This window comes from Streptomyces sp. NPDC051041 (assembly GCF_044456065.1).
Lineage (GTDB): Bacteria > Actinomycetota > Actinomycetes > Streptomycetales > Streptomycetaceae > Streptomyces > Streptomyces glaucus.
The window spans coordinates 84346-105710 of the sequence record NZ_JBITFM010000002.1 but is presented as its reverse complement, the minus strand read 5'-3'; the positions used below and the strand labels follow the sequence as shown (position 1 = coordinate 105710).

Here is a 21365-nt window from a genome sequence, read left to right as displayed (position 1 = left end):
GCCGTGGCGGCAGGGGGTGCCGTGCGGCTCCGCGGATGACGAGGGAGGGGGGCGGGGCATGCGACAGGGACCGGGGATCCGGACACGCGGACCGGTGACCCCGCCGGAACCCGGGCGGGCCGCCGGGCCGCGGCGTTTCTCCATGGGCCGGCGCGGCGGGCCGGCCCATGGACATATAAATGCACGCGCATATAATGTATGTGCATGTTATTGGCGTACGCCGACCACCTGGGGGATCCCATGAGCCGCCGCTTCCTCTTCCTGCTGGGCAGCAGTCGCGCCGACGGCAACACGGAGCTGCTCGCCCGCCGGGCCGCCGAACAGCTGCCGGTCGACGTCGAGCAGGAGTGGATCAGCCTCACCGAACACCCGCTGCCCGAGTTCGAGGACCTGCGCCACGACAGCGACCACGTACGGCCCACGCAGGGCGCCGCGGCCCTGCTGCTCGACGCCACCCTCGCCGCGACGGACGTCGTCATCGCCTCGCCGCTGTACTGGTACTCGGTGTCCACTCCCGTCAAGCGCTACCTGGACCACTGGGCCGGCTGGCTGCGCACCCCCGGCGTCGACTTCAAGGCCACCATGGCCGGGCGCACCCTGTGGGGCGTCACCGCGCTCGCGCACCAGGAGCTGGTGGTGGCCGACCCGCTGATCGGCACCCTGCGCAACTCGGCCGCGTACCTGGGCATGCGGTTCGGCGGGGTCCTGCTCGGCAACGGCAGCCGGCCCGGCGACGTCGTAAGGGACGCCGAGGCGCTGGCGCGCGCCAAGACGTTCTTCGCACGGGAGGCGCCGCTCGCCCGCTTCCCGTACGACACGGAGTGAGCGGCTAGGCGGTGACGTCCCTCGTCGTGAACCGCGCCCAGGCCGCCGAGCCGAACACCGCCGCGTACAGGGCTTGGAGGCCGAGGTTGCGCACGATGTCGTCCCAGTGGACCGGATCGCGCATCAGATCGGCGAAGGACAGCCAGTAGTGGGAGAACAAGTACGGCTGAACGGCGTGGAGTTGCGGTATCTGGTCGACGATCTGGACGGTGATCAGCAGGCCGACCGTGGTCGCCATCGCCGCGATGCCGCTGCCCGTCAGCGTCGAGACGAACAGGCCGAGGGCCGCGACGCCGGTCAGTGACGCGGCGACGACCAGGGCGATCAGAAGCGCCCTTCCCAGGCCCTCGGCGAGGCCGATCCGCGTGCCGGAGATGGTCGTCGGGTCGCCGAGCGGGAACAGCAGCGCGCCGACCGCGAGGGCGCAGACCGTGACCACGAGGGTGGCGACCAGGCAGAAGACGACGGCGGAGGCGTACTTGATGAGCAGCAGGCGGGTGCGGCCGGCGGGGGCGACCAGCAGGTAGCGGAGCGTGCCCGCGCCGGCCTCGCCCGCGATCGCGTCGCCCGCGACGACGCCGACCGCCATCGGCAGGAAGAACGGGAGGGTCGCGGCCAGCGCGGTGAAGACCAGGAACAGGCCGTTGTTGGTGACCTGCGCGAGGAACGCCGGGCCGCCGCCGCCCGCCGGCGAGCCGTCGTCCATCTCGATCCTGACGGCGACGCCGATCAGGACCGGCACGGCGGCCAGCACACCCAGCAGGGCGAGGGTGCGCCAGCGCCGGAACGTGGTGAGCAGTTCGCTGCGGAGCAGGCCGAGCGTCCACAAGGGGCCGGGCCGGACGCCGGCTCCGGCCGGCGACGCCCCGGCCCGCGACGCCCCGGCCCGCGACGCCCCGGCCCGCGGCGTCTCAGCCCGCGACATCGAACCCCTCCCCCGTCAGCGCCACGAACGCGTCCTCCAGCGAGACCCGTTCCGTCCCGAAGCCGCGCACCCGGACCCCGGCCGCCACCAGTGCGGCGTTCACCTCGGCGAGGTCGCGGTCCGGCGGTTCGCCGGTGACCCGGTCCTCGGCGACGACGACGTCCCCGGCCCCCTGCTCCTTCAGCACCCGGGCCGCCTCCCCCGTGTCCGGCGTGGTCACCACCAGCCGGCCGCGCGCCCCCGCCGCCAGGTCGGCGACCGCGCCCTGGGCGATCAGGCGGCCCTGCGCCATCACCGCGGCGTGCGTGCAGACCTGCTCGATCTCGTCGAGGAGGTGGGAGGAGAGGAAGACGGTCGTGCCGTCCGAGGCCAGCTCCCGGACCAGCGTGCGGATCTCGCGCATGCCCTGCGGGTCGAGGCCGTTGGTCGGCTCGTCCAGCACCAGCAGGCGACGGGGCCTCAGCAGCGCCGCGGCGAGGCCGAGGCGCTGCTTCATGCCGAGCGAGTAGGCCTTCGCCTTCTTGCCGGCGGCGGACGTGAGGCCCACCCGGTCCAGGGCGGCGGCGACCCGCGCGCGCCGGGTGCGCGGATCGGCGGTCGGGTCGGCGGCGTCGTACCGCAGGAGGTTGTCGCGGCCGGAGAGGAAGCCGTACGGGGCCGGGCCCTCGATCAGGGCGCCGACCTGGGGCAGGACGGCGCGGGCGGCGCGCGGCATGGGCCGGCCCAGCACGCGGGCCGTGCCCGAGGTCGGCTCGATCAGGCCCATCAGCATGCGGATGGTGGTGGTCTTGCCGGAGCCGTTGGGACCGAGGAAGCCGAAGACGCTGCCCGCCGGGACGGTCAGGTCGAGCCCGTCGACGGCGAGCTGTCCGCCGCGGTAGCGCTTGGTGAGCGCGCGGGTGGCGATGACGGCGTCATCCGCGCGCCGCCGGTCCGGCTCCGTGGCGGACGGCTCGCCCATCGGCTCCCTCGTTCCCTGCGACTCGTCGGGGGCTCACTTCCCGGCGTCTGCGGCCTTCACCAGGGCGTCCTTGGTGACCGTGCCGACGTAGACCTTGCCGTCCTCGGTGATCAGGGCGTTGACCAGGCGGGTGGAGAGGACCGTGCCCGTGCCGAACTCTCCGGTCACCCGCTCGCCCAGCGAGTTCAGGAACCCGTCGAGGTCGCCGCCGGCGCCGGCGGCGGGCAGGCCCCGGCCGCCCGTGTCGAAGGCGGCTACCGAGTTCCAGCCCTCGCCGAGGACCTGGAGGCCGTCGAGCTCCTTCGCGAGGTCGGCCTCGGACTTCCGTCCGCTCCCGGACGTCCGCTCGCGCTCGGGCGCCTTCGCCGCCTCGTCCGCCTCGGTGACCTTCGCGCCCTCGGGCGGGGTGAAGTCGAAGGCCGACGCGGCCGGTGCGGCGAAGTCGACCCGGGTGAAGCCCGCGTCCACGACGGCGGCGCCGCCGTCGGCCGGGGTCAGCGTGAACTTCAGCGGCGTCCCGGTCTCGGCGTCCACGGCCACGCTGATCGCGCCGATCGTGGAGCCGGGCCGCTTCGGCTCGACGAGCAGCTTGTACGCGTCCCGGCCGGCGACCCGCACGGTGCCGTCCACGGTCACGGACGTGGTGGCGTCGACCGCCGCCAGGGCCTTCTCGGCGAAGTCCCGGGGCGTGGCCGGAAGGCTCTTCTCCCGCTGCTCGCCCGCCCGGTCGGGCACGGTGCCGTGGTAGACCTCGTGGGAGGCGCTGTCGTAGGCCCAGACGTCGTCGCCGTTGTGGATCAGGCTGTACTCGGCGGCGTTCTCCAGCAGGGACAGCTTCTGCCGGTCGGGGCCGTCGACGGCGACCCGCAGCGTGTGCGTGCCGGAGGCCAGCTCGGTGAGCCTGGCCGACGGGTCGGCGGAGGAGCCCTCGCCGTCCGCCCGCGGGGCGCCGGCGAGCAGTCCGCTTCCCAGTCCGCCGAGGTCCGGCAGTCCCAGGTCGGTGGTGATCTTCACGGTGCCGGACAGCTGCTCCACGTCCGACTCGGCCACCTTCCGGACGAGTTGCTCGGCGGTGATCTCCGGGAGGTCGGGGTCGCCGGAGTCGGCGATCGCGGGGACGAGCCCGATCGTCGCGGCCGCCACCCCCATCACCGCGACCGGTACGACGTACCGTGCGGTCCTGCGCCGGCCGGAACGCCCGTCCCCGGCCTCCCCGGCGGTCGTGCTGTCGTCGGATTCGTACGGTGCCATGTGTGCCCTCCGTCGTCGGCGGCGGCCGGACCACTCCCGTTCGTCCACCCGTGGCCGCCATTCTCACCCGAATCGGTGAGGAGTGGTGATGTCCGTGGTGTCCATCCGACCAAATCGGCCACGCGGAATCGTCAGACCCGGGAGCCAACTCCCCGTACGCCTGCGGTATGACACCGGAGGACGACGCCTCCCCCCGACCCGTAGGGGTCGCGCGGGAGGACGCCGCCGAGCGGGGCGCGGGCCGGCGGCCGTCACGGCGGCGGCCCCGGGGCGGGCGGGGTACCGGGAGCCGTTCCGCGGGGCGGTTCAGCCCGCCCGGTGGACCACCGCGTCGCACAGTTCGGTCAGCGCCGTCTTCGCGTCGCACTCCGGCAGCGGCGCCAGCGCCGCGCGCGCCTCCTCGGCGTAGCGCACGGTGTCCCGGCGCGCCTGCTCCAGCGCCGGGTGGGCGCGCAGCAGCGTCAGGGCCTCGGCGTGCCGCGCGTCGTCGGTCAGGTCGGAGTCGAGCAGCTCGCACAGCGCGACGTCCTCGGCCCGCCCCAGGCGGGCCGCCCGCTCCCGCAGCCGCAGCACCGGCAGGGTGGGGATGCCCTCGCGCAGGTCCGTGCCCGGCGTCTTGCCCGACTCGTGCGAGTCGGAGGCGATGTCCAGCACGTCGTCCGCGAGCTGGAAGGCGACGCCGAGCCGCTCGCCGTACTGGGTGAGCACGTCCACGACCGTCTCGTCGGCGCCGGACATCATCGCGCCGAACCGGCAGGAGACCGCCACCAGCGATCCCGTCTTGCCGCCCAGCACGTCCAGGTAGTGCTCGACCGGGTCACGTCCGTCCCGCGGTCCCGCCGTCTCCAGGATCTGCCCGGTCACCAGGCGCTCGAACGCCTCCGCCTGCACCCGCACCGCCTCCGGGCCGAGGTCGGCCAGGATGTGCGAGGCCCGGGCGAAGAGGAAGTCGCCGGTGAGGACCGCCACCGAGTTGCCCCAGCGGGTGTTCGCGCTGGGCACCCCGCGCCGCACGGCGGCCTCGTCCATCACGTCGTCGTGGTACAGCGTGGCGAGGTGGGTCAGCTCCACGACCACAGCCGACGGCACGACGCCGGGCGCGTACGGGTCCCCGAACTGCGCCGCGAGCATCACCAGCAGCGGCCGGAACCGCTTCCCGCCCGCCCGCACCAGGTGCTGGGCGGCCTCGGTGATGAAGGGCACCGCGCTCTTGGTTGCCTCGAGCAACCCTTCCTCGACAGCCGCCAATCCGGCCTGGACATCGGCTTCCAGAGCCTGGTCCCGCACGCTCAGCCCGAACGGCCCGACGACGGTCACGAGGGGTCTCCTGTCTGCTGGTGTCTGCTGGCGATTACACGGTTTGTCGATAGGTCGCTGCCCTCACTCAAGTCAGCGTATCCGGTCACGTTTCGATCACCGATAGGGCCCACGGTTACAGCCCGGGCGATAAGGGACCAGGCCCGTCATGTTTTCGATCGGTTCATATGAGCGGACATGGAACGACATGGCGTGACCATCCTCACTCCGCGCGCGGCGGACGCGCCCGCCGCCGCCACCGGTGCGCCCGGCCCCCTCCCCATGCCTCCGCACCCGGCCCCACGACCGGTCCCTTACGAGCCAGTTGGCCATATTGCCCGTTTTGTCGGACTCTTCGGCCTCCGTGAGTTGGCTCACGCCCCGCCGCGCCGCGCCGCCCGCCCCCTCCCCTCCCCACCCCCCCGGCCCCGCAAGCGAGTTGCCCCTCGGCGCCCGCGAAGGATCAAGCACCCAAAACACCCCAGAACAAGGTCAACAGGAGCGTTCCGCGAATCCCGCACTTGTTCCGGACATGTGCTCTCGCATACGTTCCCGGCCTGTCGGGCGGACGCCGAATCCTGCCGCCGTCCGCGCCACCCACGACGAACTCACTCGCACGGCAGGAGCGGGGGACCCAGGTAAGCCGCCGCACCGGACGCACCGGTGCGGCTCGGGGTGAAGCCGTGCCCACGGGGACACGGCCGGGCACCTCCCGCCCGAACCCGACAGCTCACCTCGCAGGCGTAGGAGAGGAACCGACCATGCCTGCACGCGGCCACCGCCGTACCGCCCGCCTCGCCCGCACGCTCGCCCTCGCCGGCACGGGCGCCGCCGTACTCGCCCTTCCGCTCGTCGGCGCGACCAGCGCGTCCGCGGCCGCCACGACGACCGCCGCCACCACCACGGCCACGGCCTACCCGGACAACCTCGACGGCTGGATCCGGGAGGCGCTCGACATCATGGCGCAGAACGGGATCCCCGGCACGTACGACGGCATCCACCGCAACATCATGCGCGAGTCGTCCGGCAACCCGAACGCCGTCAACCTGTGGGACTCCAACGCCGCCGCGGGCACCCCCTCCAAGGGCCTGCTCCAGGTCATCGACCCGACCTTCCAGGCGTACCACGTGGCCGGCACCTCGTGGGACCCGTACGACCCGGTCGCGAACATCACCGCCGCCTGCAACTACGCGGCCCAGCGCTACGGCTCGATCGACAACGTCGCCGGGGCCTACTAGGCCCGCCGGGCCCTCCCCCTAAGCCGCACCGAACAGTCGCTCGAGGACGACGGCGACGCCGTCGTCCTCGTTCGACCGTGTGATCTCGTCGGCCACCGCCTTGAGGGCGGGATGGGCGTTGGCCATCGCGACGCCGTGGGCCGCCCAGCCGAACATGGGGATGTCGTTGGGCATGTCCCCGAAGGCGATCGTCCGCCACGGGCTGAGCCCCAGGTGCTCGGCGGCCAGCGCCAGGCCGGTCGCCTTGGTGACGCCGAGCGGCTGCAGCTCGACGGTCCCGGGCCCCGACATGGTGACCGTGGCGAGGGAGCCGACCACCGCGCGGGCCGTCGCCGCCAGCTCGTCGTCGGACAGCTCGGCATGGCGCAGCAGCACCTTGCTGATGGGCGCGCACCACAGGTCGTCGCGCCGTTCGACCCGCACCGCGGGCAGGGTCGGGTGCGGCATCCGGTAGCCGGGCTCGATCAGCGTGAGCCCGTCGACGCCGTCCTGGTCGACCGCGGCGTACACCTGCCCCACCTCGGCCTCGATCTTGCCGAGCGCGGTCTCGGCCAGCTCCCGGTCCAGGGTGACCGACCACAGCAGACGGTGCGCGCCGGCGTCGTACACCTGTGCGCCCTGCCCGCACACCGCGAGCCCCCCGCAGCCGAGGTCGTCCAGGAGCGGCCGCACCCTCGGCGCCGGGCGTCCCGTCACCACGAGGTGCTGCGCACCGGCCCGCGCCACCCGCGCGAGCGCGGCGCGCGACCGGTCGGAGAACGTGTCGTCGGCGCGCAGCAGCGTTCCGTCCAGGTCGGTGGCGACGAGTGAGAATGCGGTGAAGGGGGCCATGATCAGAGAATACGGACCGGGCGCCCCGCCGACGCGCCCGGAGCCGGACCGCCCCGCGGACCCCGGCGCCCGCGGGGCGTCGGAGACCGCCGGGGAACACGGCGCACAAGTGTCCGGAAGTCACCGCCTTCACCCCCCTTCACCGCCTACAGGTGGTTGTGGGCCTCTGCACCGGTTGGCAGCAGCATGGCCCGGTACCTACCGCCGGGGCGGCCCCGGGGGTACCTTCCTTGTGTCCGGGGGGACTTGATCGGGGGGTCAGGTTGAGCAGTGGACGCATTCGCGTGCTGGAGCCGGAGGAGCTCGGCGAGGGGGAGAAGGAGCACTGGCGGGAGCTGCGCGCCGCGTCGGGCGCGCCGCGCAACCCGTTCATGGAACCGGAGTTCACCGAGGCCGTGAGCCGGGTCCGCCCGCACGCGCGCGTGGCGGTGGTCTACGAGGGCGGCGAGGCGGCCGGTTTCCTGCCCCACGAGCGCGGGCCGCTGGGCCAGGGGCGGGCCGTCGGACTCGGGGTGTCGGACTGTCAGGGCGCGGTGCTGCGCCCGGGCCTCGGCCTGGACGTCCGCGCCTTGCTGCGGGCCTGCGGGCTGTCCAGCTACGCCTTCGACAACCTGGAGGCGGAGCAGCGGCTGTTCGTGCCGTACGCCGCCGAGGAGTTCACCACCTACGTCATCGACGTGGGGAAGGGGTACGAGACCTACGAGAACGCCCTGCGCGCCCGGTCGCCGAAGTTCCTGAAGACCACGCTCGCCAAGGAACGCCGGCTCGGCCGTCAGGTCGGCGACGTGCGGTTCGTGTTCGACGAGCGGGACCCGGCCGCGCTGCGGACGCTCGTCGAGTGGAAGTCCGCGCAGTACCGCAGGACCGGGCGCCGGGACCGGTTCGCGCGGGAGTGGATCACCCGGCTCGTGGGGCGGCTCGCCGAGACGCGGGCGCCGCAGTGCACGGGCACGCTGTCGGTGCTGTACGCCGCAGGACGGCCGGTCGCCGCGCACTTCGGGCTGCGCTCGGCGACGGTCCTGGCCTGCTGGTTCCCGGCGTACGACCCGCAATTCGCCAGGTTCTCGCCCGGATTGGTGCTGCATCTGCGGATGGCCGAGGCCGCGGCCGCCGAGGGCATCGACACGCTCGATCTGGGGCGCGGCGCGGCCGAGTACAAGGACGCGCTGAAGACCGGCGAGCTGCCCGTGTACGAGGGGATGGCGACGCGCCCGGGGGTGGGCGCGGCGCTGCACCGGCTCGGCCGCGAACCGGCGCGCCGGGTCCACGGCTTCGTACGCGGCCGGCCACGACTGGCCGCGCTGGCGGCCCGAACGCTGAAGGGCGCGGCCCGGCTGCGCCGGTCCTGACATCACGGGTGACGAAGGGGGAGGACGTATGTCCCGTAGCGCACGGACACGACGGATCGCACGGACACGACGGATCGCACGGACGCGGGAGGAGATCCGGCGGTTCCGGAGCATCGCACCGGTGCAGGTCGCCGAGCTGGACCTCGACGGGGAGGGCCGCATCGCCCTCACCCCGGGACCGGGCAGCCCGCCGGTGACGTCCGGCGCGGTGTTCGCCCTGGTCAGACGGGAAGGGCGGCCGGTGGGAACGCTGCTCGGGCAGGTGCCGCGGGGCGTGGAGCCGAGGGAGGCGCTGGCCGGGCCCGCCCGGCGCCTCGCGCGCGGGGCGCGGCCCGCGGCCGCGCCCGGCGTGCCGCCGCGGGCCAGCGTCGTCGTCGCCACCCGGGAGCGCGCCGACCGGCTCGCGCGCGCCCTCGACTCGCTCCTCGCGCAGGACCACCCCGACTTCGAGATCGTCGTCGTCGACAACGCCCCGGTGACGCACGAGACGCGGGACCTGGTCGAGCGCAAGTACGGCGAGCGCGTCCGGTACGTGTGCGAACCGGTGCCCGGGCTCGCCGTCGCCCACAACCGGGGCGTCGCCGTCGTCCGCAACGAGGTCGTCGCCTTCACCGACGACGACGTCGTCGCCGACCCGCGCTGGCTCACCGAGCTGACCGCGCCCTTCGCCGCCGACCCGCGCCTGGGCTGCGCCACCGGGCTGATCCTGCCGGCGCGGCTGCGCACCCCGGCACAGGTGCTGCTGGAGAGCCACGGCGGCTTCGCGAAGGGCTTCACGCCGCGCACGTACGACCCGAAGAGCCCGCCGCCCGACGAGCCGCTGTTCCCCTTCACCGCCGGACGCTTCGGCTCCGGCGCGAACATGGCCTTCCGCACGGCCGTGCTGCGCGCCGTCGGCGGTTTCGACCCGGCCACCGGCGCGGGCACGCCCGCGCGGGGCGGCGACGACCTGTACGGCTTCGTCCGGGTCCTCGCCGCGGGGCACCGGCTGCACTACACCCCGCAGGCGCTGGTGTGGCACCACCACCGGGAGACCTGGCGGGACCTGGAGACCCAGGCGTACGGCTACGGCGCGGGCCTGACCGCGTACCTCACGGCGATCCTGGTGAACCGCCCGGCGCTGCTGCCGGCGTTCCTCGCGAAGCTGCCGGGCGGCCTCGCCCACGCCCGGGCCCTGACGGCGGCGCGGGACACGGACGGGGCCGGGGGCGAAGCCGCGGCGCCGGGCGAGCACGACGCCCGCACGCACCCCTGGCCACGGCGGCTGTCGCGGCTGCAGCGCCGGGGGATGCTGTACGGGCCCCTCGGCTACGTACGGGCGCGGCGCGCCCTGCGCGCGGTCACGCCGGAGCCGGGATGAGACCGACGGAGCGGGGCGGGGGCGCGATGGGCGGCAACGGCGGAGAACCGGCCCCGGGGACGGCGGGCCGGATGGACGGCGGCAGGGGCGCGGAGCCGGGGCGGGACGGGGCGGGGCCCCGGGAGGCCAACGGCGGGCAGGCCGCGCACGGGGCGGCGGGCGCCGCGGGAAACCCCGCCGCCGGGCAGGCGCCGCCCGGTCCGGCGGGCGCCGCGGGGAGCCCTGCGGACGCCCGGGCCCGTACCGGCGGGGACCGCGGCGCCATCCCCGTCTTCCTCTACCACGCCGTCATGGACGACCCGCCCTCCTGGATCGCCGAGTTCACCGTCGGCCCGCGGGAGTTCGCCGCGCACCTCGACGCGATCGTCGACAGCGGCCGTACGCCCGTCACCATCAGCGCGGTCGCCGACCACCTGGCCGGGCGGGCCCCGCTGCCGCCCCGGCCCGTGCTGCTCACCTTCGACGACGGGTTCGCCGACCTGCCCGGCCCCACCGCCGAGGCGCTGGCCGGGCGCGGGCTGACCGCGACCGCCTACCTCACCACCGGCGCCCTCGTCCCCGGCGGTCCCTGTCTGCTGCCGCCCGCCCCGATGATGAGCCTGGACCACGCGGCGGAGCTGGAACGCCACGGCGTGGAGATCGGCAGCCACACCGTCACGCACGCCCAGCTGGACACCCTGCCCGCCAAGGACGTGGCGTACGAACTGCGCACGTCCCGGGCCGTGCTGGAGGACGTCCTCGGCCACCCGGTGCGCCACCTCGCCTACCCGCACGGCTACAACAGCCCGAAGGTGCGCGCCCTGGCCGCCCGCGCCGGGTACGAGACGGCGACCGCCGTGCGGCACGCGCTCAGCTCGGACCGCGACGAGCGCTACCGCATCGCCCGGCTGATCGTCCGCCGCAGCCACACGGTCGCCGACGTCGAGGCGTGGCTTGCGGGTGCGGGCGCCCGGATCGCCCCGTACCGCGACGGCCCGAGGACGATCGCGTGGCGCTGGTACCGGCGGGCCCGCGCGGCCGTGCGCGGACCGGAGTTCGCGGGCTGAACCGCCGGCCGGGTCACTTCGGCGGCTGGTTCAGATACGGGTCGGCGACCGCCTCGCGCAGGCTGTCCCAGGCCGCGTCGTTCGCCAGCGCCAGGTCGCAGTGCGGCCCCGGGTCGCGGTAGTTCCACTGGAGCGCGGCCTTGACGCCCTCCAGGCGCTTCAGCACCCGGGGCACCTCGGCGTACCACCGGGCCTGCCGCTCGGGCCGGGAGTCGTCGGCCGCGGTGCCGAACTCGGAGAGCATCAGCGGCTTGTCGTCGGAGATGTTCGCGCGGATCCAGGCGTGCGTGTCGGTCTGGGTCTGCGCGAAGGTCAGCCAGTCGGCGTCGTGGCAGCGGTAGTAGTTGTACTGGTTGTAGCCGATCCAGTCGACGTACTCGTCGCCCGGGTACATCTGCTCGATCACGTCCGCGTGGTCCAGGTACCCGGTGGTGATCCAGGTCCACACGACGTTGTCGACGCCCAGTTCGCGGAACCGGTCGTGGATGTGCCGGTACGCCGCGACGAACTCGGCCGGGGTGCCGTTGTCCGGGGTGCGGGTGTCCATCTCCAGGTCGAAGGAGAGGAACACCTTCTTCCCGGTGCGCTGCCCGTACTCCTTGACGCGCCGGGCCTGCACGTCGATCACCGTCTCGTCCAGGTCGCCGGCGGCTATCCGCCGCCAGGTGGGCTGCTGCCGCTTCGTACCGCCCCACCACTTGCTCTCCCAGGACAGCAGCAGCATGTGGTCCCGGCCCACGCGCTGCTCCTCCTCGGTGAGGAGCTGGCCCTCCAGGCGGGCGCCCTCGACCACGGACATGTCGTGGTAGGTGTACACGATGTCGAGTTTCCGGCCCACGCGCCGCTCGTAGGCGCGGACCTTCTCCCCGAGGTCCGTCCGCTCGTGCGGCACGAAGGCGCCGAACCAGGCGCCGCAGGGCGGTTCGAGGAGCTCGGTGGGGCGGCACCGGCCGTCCCCGGCGGAGGCGTCCGGCGGGTCCGGGGCGGGCCCGGAGGCGTCGCGCAGGACCGGCACGGCCAGCAGGGCCGCGCAGGCGACCGCGGCGGAGGCGATCAGCAGACGGCGCCGCCCCCGCCCCGGGAGACCGGCCGGGCGGGCGCCCGGGGCCGTGGACGGCTCCGGTTCCCGGTGCTGTCCGGTGGGAGCGGCCGTACGACTCGTACGCCGGAAGCGGCGGGCGAACCTCACGAAGCAGAACCCTTCCCTGTTGTCGGCGTTCCCGGCGTTCCCGGTGTTTCCAGCGTTTCCGGTGTTTCCGGCGTCTCCTTCGGCGCCGTGCGCGGCGCCCGGGTCGCCGAGGAGGCGCGCAGGCGCGGGCAGAGCGCGGCGAGCGTGGTCAGCAGCGTCAGCGCCAGCAGCACGCGCTGTCCGCTGAACGCGTGCGCGGCGATCAGCACGGTCGCGACGATCAGCGCGGCGCTCACGCTGAGCAGGACGGCCAGCATCAGCCGTTCCAGCAGGTCGGAGCGGTGCTCGAAGGCGGGGTCCCGGCGCTCGACGGGTCCCTCGGCGGGCCGCGCCCGCAGCGCGGGCCCGCAGACCCCGACCAGCGCCGCGCCCGGCCCGGCCGCCAGGAAGGCCACGACGGCCGCGCCGCGCGGCACCGAGGCGTCGGGCAGGGCGAGCGCGGCGAGCGCCAGCCAGCCCCCGCAGGGGGGCAGCATCCGCACGACGAGCTGCTGCGGTGTCATCGGCTCGCGCCCCCTTCCCCGTCCGCCGGTACCAGGGCGTAGAGCACGCCCGCGTCGTTCTGCGCCACCCGTTCGAAGCGCGGCGAGGCGGCGACGGACCTGCGGATGCGGTCCAACTGGGCCTCGCCGAGCTGGCCGTTCATCTCCGAGTTGGCCAACTGCCCCTGGGTGAGCAGGAAGTAGGCCCGGGCCGGCGGTTCGACGCCCGCCATGTCGCGGGCGAGGGTGGCGGCCGGGTTCCGGAGGATCTCGTCGACGTGGCGCCGGTCGTCGTCGAGGAACCAGTAGTGGTCGATCGTCCCGTACGAGTCGTACGCGAGGGGGTAGTTGCGGTTGGCGGCGACGACCAGGGAGCCCTCCGGCGCCTGGTCGAAGAGCCGGTGGACGAGGGCGACCTCCTGCGGCGGGAAGTAGTTGATGCGGTCCTTGCCCGCGTAGCTCGGCACGAACGCCGACGTCACGGCGAGCAGGGCGGGCAACGGCGCCCAGGCGCCGTACCGCCCGGCGAGGAGCCACCGCGGGCGCCGCCCGGTGACGGGCCGCGGCCGTGCCTGCGCCTCCCGGGCGGCGGCGTCGGCGGCCAGGGTGCGGACCTTCGGCAGCAGCGCCGCGGCGGCGAGGAAGGCGGCGCCGGGCAGCATGAACAGCAGCACCCGGAAGATCATCTCGCTGCCGTAGCTGCTCGCCGCGAACATCGGCAGCGGAGCCGCCGTGATCAGCACCAGCGGCAGCGCCCGGTGGCGCAGCACCCGCTGGCGCACCACGCCCACCAGCGCCAGCAGCAGGACCGAGCCGGACAGCAGCCGGGCCGCCCAGGAGGTGGCGATCGCCCCGGTGCCGGTGGGGGTGGCGCCGTACCCCGTCTCGACGTTGGCGCCGATGTCGCCGACCGAGCGGATCATGTCCGGCATCGCGGCCGACAGGAAGGGCAGCGCGGCCGTGAGGCACCAGGCCAGGAAGATGACGACGACGGTGACCGGCGGGACCCAGCCGCGGTAGCGGCGGGTGAGGCACAGGGCGAGCAGCGAGACGATCAGCATGCCGGGCGTCAGCTGGTGGGAGATGACGATGGCCGTGACCAGCACGGTGAGCAGCGCGGTCCACACGGCCGTCCGCCGCCCGCCGGCGCGGCCGTAGCGGCGCAGGACGACGGCGAGCACCCCGAGGTGCAGGACGTAGGCCACGGACTGCGGGGAGAAGTAGTCCTGGCCGATCCAGTTGGCGACGTGGAACAGCCACACCGCCGTCCAGATCAGCCGCCGGTCCTCGGTGAAGGTGCGGTAGATCAGCAGCAGCGGAAGCAGCAGCATCAGGCTGGACACCAGCGGCCACCACGCCATGTACGTCGCGGCGGAGTCCACGCCCAGCAGCCGCACCAGCGCGGCCTGCGCGGCGAAGAAGCCCGGCCACTGGTCGTAGACGGCCATGTCGCCGATCCGCTCCGCGGTCTGGAGGCGGCCCGCGGTCAGCAGGTGGTCGATGACCGCGTCGTGCTTCCACGCCCAGGCGTACAGCGGGGTCGGGTAGAGGACGGCCTGCGTGGCCCGCTCCATCACCAGCAGTCCGAGGACGTACGCCAGCGACCAGCCCTGCGGCCGGCTCCGGACGCGGACCGTGCACCAGAAGCCGGTGGTGAGGACGGCGAGGCCGGCCCAGAAGGCGGGGTGCAGCGCGGTGACGAGGCCGAAGTCGTCGAGACGGGACACGTCGGTGTGCCGCACCGCGTACGCCCACAGGGCGAGCGCGGCCAGCAGCGGGAGGGCGGGCCAGGCCGCGAGGACGCGTCCCGGCCGGGCCGGGGGGAGGTCGGAGAGGTCCGTCATGGGCCCGGCCGCGGGGCGGGGCGGCTTCCCGGCGGCCTTCCCGGTGTCCGGGCGTCCGCGGACGTCACGGGCGGCACGGGCGTCCGGGGTGTCGTGACCGTCGCGGCCGGCCGGGAGGCCATGGGCGTCGCGGGGCTCACGGGCGTCCGGGATGTCGTGGGCGTCATGGGCGTCATGGGTGTCGTGGGCGTCACGGGTGCCGCGGGTGCCGCGGGCGTCGTGGGCGTCGTGGGCGTCCGGTGCGGGCGCGGGTGGCTCGGGCGCGGATCTCTCCCGTGGAGTTGCTGGCGGACGCACGACGGTTCCCCCCTGGTGGTTCGGCTCTGTGCGCGGTCGGTGCTCTGTGCTGGATCAGTCCCCGGGGCCGCCCCCGGACCGGCTGTGCGGTCCGGTGCGGGGCGGGGGTTGTGCCGTGGGCGACGGACGGCGCGGCGCCAGGAGCAGTACGACGAGGGCGAGGACGAGCAGGAGCAGCAGGGGCGGCGCGAAGGGCGCGAGCGACCGCTGCCCCACCCAGCCGCCCACCGCGGCGAGGTACAGGATCCCCCAGCGTCCCGGCCACGGCAGCCGGCCGCCCGCGCGGGCGAGCAGCAGCCACAGCGGCACGAGACACCACAGCTGGCAGACCGGCGGCGCCCAGCGCAGCAGCGGCTCGGGCCCGTCGAGCCCCACCGCGTCCGCGAGGAAGCCGGCCGTCGTGGCGTACAGCGTCCCCTCCACCGGCAGCGGTTCCCGGCCGAGGGCGACCGGCGCGGCGTACAGCGCGAGGACGGCGGAGCCCAGCGCGGCGCCGGACAGCCAGGGGTCCCGCCGGGTGGTCAGCGTCACCGAGGCGACGAACACGAGCAGCAGCACCACCCCCGCGGTGAGCGCCGGGGCGGGGAGCGCGTCCAGCATCTCCCGGCCGCCGGGCCCGGCCCCGGACGGTGCGCCGAGCCGGGGCAGGTCGCGCAGGGCGGCCCAGAAGACGGCGGTGGCGGCCGCGAGGAGGGCCCACAGGACCCACGTCAGGCGCCGGTCGCCCTCGGCCCGCCCCTCGGCTCGTCCCCCGGTCCGCCCTTCCGCTTCGGCCGGCACCCCCCTGTCGGTGCCCCCGTCGGCGTCGGGGTGCCGAGGCGGACCGGCGTCGGCGGGGTGCCGCCGCACGATCACCGCGAGGGTGTCCGCCTCCAGGGCCTCGCGTTCGTAGCCGGGGCGCCCTATGAACAGGGTGACCGTGTCCTCGGCGTCCCCGGCGTTCCCGGGGTCCCCGGGGTTCCCGGCGGTCCGGCCGTGCCGGTACGCCGCCTGGCGCGCCCAGTTCGTGCCGTACCCGGCGGTGGCGTTCAGCCGGGCCCAGCGGGTGCCGTAGGCGGGGGGTTCGCCGGTCCGGTCCGCGCCGGCCCGCACGCCGCCGGTGCCGCGCAGCGCGGAGCGCAGGCCGGGCACGCAGACGACGGCGACCAGCGTCATGCCGAGCAGCACCGCCCAGCCGGCGCCCGCGATCCCGGCCGGCGAGAACAGCACGGCCGCGCTGCCCAGCACCAGGGCACACATGGCGCCCTGCACGGCGGCGAGCACACCGGTGCGCCCCTGGACCCGCAGCACCCCGATGTACAGCTCCACGACGACCCTGGGCAGCGCGCCGAGGGCGAGCAGCCGCAGCACGGTGGAGCCGTGCTCGGCGTAGTCCGCGTTGAAGGGGAGGAGGATCTGCGGCGCGAAGACCACCAGGACGGCCACCACCGGCACGAGCAGCAGCGCCATGCGGCGCAGCGCCCCGCGGACGCCGTCGGCGAGTCGGCGCGGGTCGTGCGAGGCGTGGGCGGTGAGGGAGGAGGCCATGTTGATGGCCATGAACTCCATCGTGCCGCCGACGGTGTACGCCACGTAGAAGTAGCCGTTCTCCGCGGCGCTGAAGCGGACCGCGACCATCACCGGGAGCAGGTTGATCATCGCGAGGCTGAACAGCGCGCCGAGCGAGTCCCCGGCCAGGAAGCGGCGGATCTCCCCGAACGTGGGCGGCTGCAGGTCGCGGTCGGCGGCGGCCTGGCGCGGGATGAGCCGGCGGAAGATCAGCCAGCCCAGCGGCAGGGTGGAGAAGGCGATCGCCACGGCCCAGGACACGAAGATGCCGAGCACCGGCAGGGTGCCGGCGAAGACGGCCAGGAGGACGAGCTTCCCGACCGAGAACACCGCGTTCCCGGCCGGCACCCACTCGGCCTTGCGCAGCCCGGTCAGCACCCCGTCCTGCAGGGTGAGCAGCGCCCAGGCCACGCACGCCGCGACGAACAGCGCCCCGGCGGCGGGGGTGCCGAGCGGCGCGTACGACGCCCCCCACAAATCGAGGGTGAGCAGGAAGACGACGGCGGCCACGGCGACGACGACCGAACTGGCCGCGTACGTACGCCACACCAGCGTGCCGGTCGCGCGGCCCGCGCGCGGGACGAAGCGGACGACGGCGCCGATCATCGTGGTCGCGGTGATGCTGGCCAGCAGCCGCATCGCGGCGATCGCGGCGGAGCCCTGGCCGACGGCGTCCTCGGAGTAGTAGCGGGCGGCCACGAGCCAGAAGCCCAGGCCGAGCACGGCGGACACGCCGGTGCTGAGCATCAGGAAGTAGGCGTTCTTGAACAGCGAGTCGGACTCCCGCCCGCTTCCGGACGCCTTCGGGCCGCCGTCGGCGGGTGCCGCGGCGGCCTCGTGCACCTGGGTCTCAGCCACGGGACGGATCCAGCCCTCCCGGTGCCACCCCTGGCCGCGCCCGGTCCGCGGGCGCCGGGGCCGGGCGCGCGCCGGACGCCCTGAGCGCGCCGACGGCCTCCCGCGCCCGCAGCGGGTCCACGGGCAGCGCGTGCCGGGCGAACCAGCGGGCGGCCTCGGGGGCGGGCGAGGGGTCGGTGAAGTCCGCGCCCGCGTAGTCGTCCAGGGGCGGATCGTAGAGGTAGCCGACGGTGATGCCCCGCCGCGCCAGCGCCCGCACCGCGGCGTCCCGGTCCGCGACGAACAGCGGTACCCGGAACAGGGGCTGGGGCTCGGCCGGCCCCGGCGCCGCCCACGGTGTCGACAGCAGCAGTTCGGTCCCGGCGCGGCAGTCCGCCAGGACGTCGTCCAGGCGGGCGAGTCCGCGGGCGACGCGGGCGAGGCGCAGCCGGCCCGGCCGCCGGCGGTAGTCGTGCAGGTCGACGCGGACCCACGGGTCGTACGCCGTGAGGTCCGGGGCCGCGGCCGCCGCGCGGGCCAGCGCCCCGGGGCGCAGCGGCATCCGGATCTCCTCGCGCTCCGCCAGGCCGAGCAGCCGCAGCGCGGCCCGGGCGGGGCGGCGCAGCCGCAGCCCCCGCACGGCCGCCTCCGCGTGGGGGCGCAAGGCGTAGGCGAGTTCGGCCGTCGTCCGGCGCGGGGTGAGCAGCGCGTCGCGGGCCTGCCGCAGGGTCGCGCGCAGGTCCGGGTCGGCGACGGCGAGGAAGCCTCCGGTCCGGGCGCCCACGTGCTTGGACAGGCTGAAGACGGAGGCGTCGCCCCAGGCCCCGACGGGACGGCCGCCCACCGTGCTGCCGATGGCGTGCGCCGCGTCCTCCAGCAGCGGGATGCCCAGCGCGTCGCAGCGCGCCCGCAGCCGCGGCGCCGGGTCCGGGTTGCCGTACAGGTTGGTGGTGAGGACGGCGGACAGGGACCCCCACACCTCGTCGGGCACGGCGTCGACGTCGACGGACGCGTCCCGCGGGTTCAGCGGCGCCTGCACGGGCCGCAGCCCCGCCGCGAGCACGACGAAGAAGATCACGTCGTCGTTGACCGGCGACATCAGCACCCGGCCGCCGGGCGGGCACCAGTGGCGCAGCGCCACGAACAGCCCGAGCCGGCAGGACGGCACGTAGACGCACTCCCGGCCCAGCCGACCGCGCATGATCTCTTCCAGCCGTTCCGGCCGCGCATCCGGACGCGCCGGGTCAAGGCCGGCCTCCCCACTGGCCATCCGCCCCCCTGATGTGCCGTCGGAACGCCCCCTCCCCGAGGCCTTCCGGCACCCGCCCAGACTCACCCCTTTCGCACCGCTCCGTCAAGATTGCATACCGGCCTGTGGACAACTTCCCGCGCACGAGTGGAAGCGGAGCGCCACCGGCGGGGCGGAAAGCCCGGGAGCGCGCCCGGCGCGCGCTCCGGCTGCCGCACGCCCTCCCCGGTTCCTCCTCCACCGCCCGGCGACACACCCCGCCCGTCCCCTCCCGCACCGCGCCCCCCGCCGTACGGCGTCCCCGTGCCCGAAACGCGCCCCGCGCCGCCTGCTCGTCCTCTGCCCGGCACCGGCGCCGCACCCGTAACGTGTGGCCGGGCCACGGACAGGTGGCCGCACCCGGCGAGCACGAAAGCGAGGCAGCACCCGATGCCCCCCTTCGATGTCCCCGAGGGCGATCCCTTCGGACCGCACAACCTTCCCTACGGCGTGTTCTCCGTCCTCGGCGCGCAGGAGCGGACGGTGGGCGTCCGCCTCGGCGACCACGTCCTGGACGCCGGCGCGGCGGCGCGCGCGCTCGGCTCGCCGTACGCCCCCCTGCTCGCGCGCCCCACCCTCAACCCGCTGCTGGCGGCCGGCCGCACCGTGTGGTCGGACGTGCGGCGCGCGCTGACCGCGTGGGTGACGGTCCCGTCCCACCGGGAGGTCGTCGCACCGCTGTTCCATCCGCTGCCGTCGGTGACCCTGCACCTGCCCTTCGAGGTCGCGGACTACGTCGACTTCTACGCCTCGGAGAACCACGCCCGGAACGTCGGCCGGATCTTCCGCCCCGACGCGGCCGATCCCCTGACCCCCAACTGGAAGCACCTGCCCATCGGCTACCACGGCCGTTCCGGCACGGTCGTCGTGTCGGGCACGGACGTCGTACGGCCCTCCGGGCAGCGCAAGGCGCCGGCCGACCCCGCCCCCGTGTTCGGGCCGTCGGTCCGCCTGGACATCGAGGCCGAGGTCGGTTTCGTGGTCGGGGTGCCGTCCGAGCCGGGCCGGCCGGTGCCGCTCGGCGACTTCCGCGAGCACGTCTTCGGCCTGTGCCTGCTGAACGACTGGTCCGCGCGGGACATCCAGGCCTGGGAGTACGTCCCCCTCGGCCCGTTCCTCGGCAAGTCCTTCGCCACGTCGGTCTCGGCGTGGATCACACCGCTGGACGCGCTGGAGCAGGCGCGGGTGGCCCCGCCGCAGCGGACGCACCCGCTGCTGCCGTACCTGGACGACGGCGAGGAGGAGCCGGGCGGCTACGACCTGCGGATCTCCGTGGCGGTCAACGGGCACGTGGTGTCCGAGCCGCCGTTCTCCACCATGTACTGGACGGCCGCCCAGCAACTGGCCCACATGACCGTCAACGGCGCCCGTCTGCGCACCGGCGACCTGTACGGCTCGGGCACGGTGAGCGGCCCCGGGGAACGGCAGCGCGGGTCCCTGCTGGAACTGACGTGGAACGGCCGCGACCCGCTGGAACTCCCCGACGGCAAACGGACGTTCCTGGAGGACGGTGACGTGGTGACGCTGTCGGCGTGGGCGCCGGGGCCGGACGGGGCCCGGGTGGGAATCGGGGAGGTGACGGGCCGGGTGGTGGCGGGATGACCGCTTTTCTGCGGCTTTCCCTCTGACTTCCCCGCGGCTCCCCCCTGACTCGTGCCGCCCGTCGCCGTCATACTGGCGTCGGGCGGTGCGCACTTTGCCGCGCACACCGCGGCAGCACGCCGCCGCCACCCCCCGCAGCACGACCGAAGCCGCCCCTTCTCGACCCATCGACCAGGATCCGGAACCCGTGGCATGACTGTCTGCCTGCTCCTGCTGAGCGTCGTCGCCGTGACCGCCGCCGTACCGGTGCCGCGTGCGCTGACCCGGGCCGCGTGGCCGGAGCGGGAACCGGTGGTCGCGCTGTGGGTGTGGCAGTGCCTGGTCGCCACCGTCCTGCTGTGCTGTCTGACGGCCCTGGCGCTGGGCGCCGCCGCCGTCTTCGGCACGGTGCGCGGCCAGCTCTTCGCACCCGCGCCGCCGGCGGTGACCGCGGCGTACGACCTGTCCGCCGCCCCGCCCTGGGCGGCCGCCCTGACCCTGCTGCTGGCCTGCGGCGCCGCCTGGACGACGGCGATGCTCGCCCGCGAACTGGTCGAGGCGTACCGGCGCCGCGCCCAGGCCCGGGCGCACCTGCGGGAGCGCGCCCCCGAGCTCCCGGCCGGCCTGCCCGCCGCCCGCGGCCCCCTGCTGGTGCTGGAGGACGAGTACCCGGACGCCTGGTGGATGCCCGGCAGCCCGCCCCAGCTGATCGTCACCACCGGCGCCCTGCACCGCCTCACCGACCACCAGCTCGACGCCGTCCTCACCCACGAACGCGGCCACGCCCGCGCCCGCCACGACTGGCTGCTCCATCTGTCGACGGCCCTGGCCACCGGCTTCCCCCGCGTGCCGCTGTTCGCCCACTTCTGCGACCAGACCCACCGCCTGGTCGAACTGGCCGCCGACGACACGGCCTCCCGCCGCTGCGGCCACCTGACCACGGCCCTGGCCCTGATCGAGCTCAACCAGCACCGGGGGGTGCTGTCCTGCGCCTCCACCCGTCGCCTCCTCGGCGAGCGCGTCGACCGCCTCCTTCAGCCCCCGCCCCGCCTGGACCGCCGCCACCGGGCCCTGACGACGGCGGTGGCGGCCCTGGTGCCGCTGGTGCCGCTGCTGATCACCTTCGCGCCGGGGCTGACGGCGCTGTCGTAGCCGCACCGCCGCGCCACCACCGCGCCACCACCGCGCCTCCGGCGCCGTGCCGCTCCCCCGTGCCG

The 21365-nt window shown here is 75.0% G+C and carries 17 protein-coding genes and 1 riboswitch; of the genes, 7 read left to right on the top strand and 10 right to left on the bottom strand.

Annotation, left to right across the window (positions count from 1 at the left end; translation table 11 throughout):
* The first annotated feature begins 240 nt into the window (after positions 1-240).
* Positions 241-825 (top strand): flavodoxin family protein, encoded by a 585-nt coding sequence (locus tag ACIBAI_RS03700; RefSeq protein WP_399031357.1) that lies wholly within the window; start codon positions 241-243, stop codon positions 823-825.
* Positions 826-829: 4 nt separating this feature from the next.
* Here ACIBAI_RS03700 and ACIBAI_RS03695 read toward each other — a convergent pair whose 3' ends face one another.
* From ACIBAI_RS03695 to ACIBAI_RS03680, 4 genes are all read right to left on the bottom strand, one after another.
* Complete coding sequence (locus ACIBAI_RS03695) at positions 830-1750, bottom strand: ABC transporter permease (RefSeq protein WP_399030807.1); 921 nt, start codon at positions 1748-1750, stop codon at positions 830-832.
* The gene (locus tag ACIBAI_RS03690; protein ID WP_399030806.1) at positions 1737-2711 is read right to left on the bottom strand and encodes an ABC transporter ATP-binding protein; all 975 of its coding nucleotides are present in this window, start codon (positions 2709-2711) and stop codon (positions 1737-1739) included. Before ACIBAI_RS03690 ends, ACIBAI_RS03695 begins: the two co-directional genes overlap by 14 nt.
* Positions 2712-2744: 33 nt before the next feature.
* Positions 2745-3962: an outer membrane lipoprotein carrier protein LolA gene (locus ACIBAI_RS03685; protein ID WP_399030805.1), complete on the bottom strand. Its 1218-nt coding sequence runs from the start codon at positions 3960-3962 to the stop codon at positions 2745-2747.
* Between the two features lie 306 nt (positions 3963-4268).
* Positions 4269-5279, bottom strand: a complete 1011-nt coding sequence (locus ACIBAI_RS03680) for a polyprenyl synthetase family protein (protein WP_399030804.1) — start codon at positions 5277-5279, stop codon at positions 4269-4271.
* Between the two features lie 569 nt (positions 5280-5848).
* A riboswitch (cyclic di-AMP (ydaO/yuaA leader) is annotated at positions 5849-6017 on the top strand.
* 2 nt (positions 6018-6019) lie between these two features.
* On the opposite strand from ACIBAI_RS03680, the gene ACIBAI_RS03675 reads away from it, so the two are divergent.
* Positions 6020-6496 (top strand): transglycosylase SLT domain-containing protein, encoded by a 477-nt coding sequence (locus ACIBAI_RS03675; protein ID WP_399030803.1) that lies wholly within the window; start codon positions 6020-6022, stop codon positions 6494-6496.
* A gap of 18 nt (positions 6497-6514) precedes the next feature.
* Here the strand turns inward: ACIBAI_RS03675 and ACIBAI_RS03670 are convergent, their stop codons facing one another.
* Entirely contained in the window at positions 6515-7327 is an 813-nt protein-coding gene (locus tag ACIBAI_RS03670; protein ID WP_399030802.1) for an HAD family hydrolase, read from the bottom strand.
* Positions 7328-7611: 284 nt separating this feature from the next.
* Here ACIBAI_RS03670 and ACIBAI_RS03665 point away from each other — a divergent pair, with 284 nt between their 5' ends.
* From ACIBAI_RS03665 to ACIBAI_RS03655, 3 genes are all read left to right on the top strand, one after another.
* Positions 7612-8676: a GNAT family N-acetyltransferase gene (locus ACIBAI_RS03665; RefSeq protein WP_399030801.1), complete on the top strand. Its 1065-nt coding sequence runs from the start codon at positions 7612-7614 to the stop codon at positions 8674-8676.
* Positions 8677-8797: 121 nt separating this feature from the next.
* Complete coding sequence (locus ACIBAI_RS03660; protein ID WP_399030800.1) at positions 8798-10036, top strand: glycosyltransferase; 1239 nt, start codon at positions 8798-8800, stop codon at positions 10034-10036.
* Between the two features lie 290 nt (positions 10037-10326).
* The gene (locus tag ACIBAI_RS03655; RefSeq protein ID WP_344599608.1) at positions 10327-11082 is read left to right on the top strand and encodes a polysaccharide deacetylase family protein; all 756 of its coding nucleotides are present in this window, start codon (positions 10327-10329) and stop codon (positions 11080-11082) included.
* Positions 11083-11095: 13 nt separating this feature from the next.
* Here the strand turns inward: ACIBAI_RS03655 and ACIBAI_RS03650 are convergent, their stop codons facing one another.
* From ACIBAI_RS03650 to ACIBAI_RS03630, 5 genes are all read right to left on the bottom strand, one after another.
* A complete protein-coding gene (locus ACIBAI_RS03650; protein WP_399030799.1) occupies positions 11096-12271 on the bottom strand; it encodes a glycosyl hydrolase in 1176 nt (391 codons plus the stop codon).
* Positions 12268-12774 (bottom strand): hypothetical protein, encoded by a 507-nt coding sequence (locus ACIBAI_RS03645; protein ID WP_399030798.1) that lies wholly within the window; start codon positions 12772-12774, stop codon positions 12268-12270. The genes ACIBAI_RS03650 and ACIBAI_RS03645 overlap by 4 nt, the downstream gene beginning before the upstream one ends.
* Complete coding sequence (locus ACIBAI_RS03640; protein ID WP_399031355.1) at positions 12771-14597, bottom strand: glycosyltransferase; 1827 nt, start codon at positions 14595-14597, stop codon at positions 12771-12773. Before ACIBAI_RS03640 ends, ACIBAI_RS03645 begins: the two co-directional genes overlap by 4 nt.
* A 351-nt stretch (positions 14598-14948) precedes the next feature.
* Entirely contained in the window at positions 14949-17300 is a 2352-nt protein-coding gene (locus ACIBAI_RS03635; protein WP_399030797.1) for a lipopolysaccharide biosynthesis protein, read from the bottom strand.
* Complete coding sequence (locus ACIBAI_RS03630; protein ID WP_399030796.1) at positions 17293-18480, bottom strand: DegT/DnrJ/EryC1/StrS family aminotransferase; 1188 nt, start codon at positions 18478-18480, stop codon at positions 17293-17295. Before ACIBAI_RS03630 ends, ACIBAI_RS03635 begins: the two co-directional genes overlap by 8 nt.
* 477 nt (positions 18481-18957) lie before the next feature.
* Here ACIBAI_RS03630 and fahA point away from each other — a divergent pair, with 477 nt between their 5' ends.
* Together fahA and ACIBAI_RS03620 are read left to right on the top strand one after the other, a co-directional pair.
* Positions 18958-20169: a fumarylacetoacetase gene (fahA, locus tag ACIBAI_RS03625; protein ID WP_399030795.1), complete on the top strand. Its 1212-nt coding sequence runs from the start codon at positions 18958-18960 to the stop codon at positions 20167-20169.
* Positions 20170-20361: 192 nt separating this feature from the next.
* Positions 20362-21300: a M56 family metallopeptidase gene (locus tag ACIBAI_RS03620; protein WP_399030794.1), complete on the top strand. Its 939-nt coding sequence runs from the start codon at positions 20362-20364 to the stop codon at positions 21298-21300.
* Positions 21301-21365 lie beyond the last annotated feature (65 nt).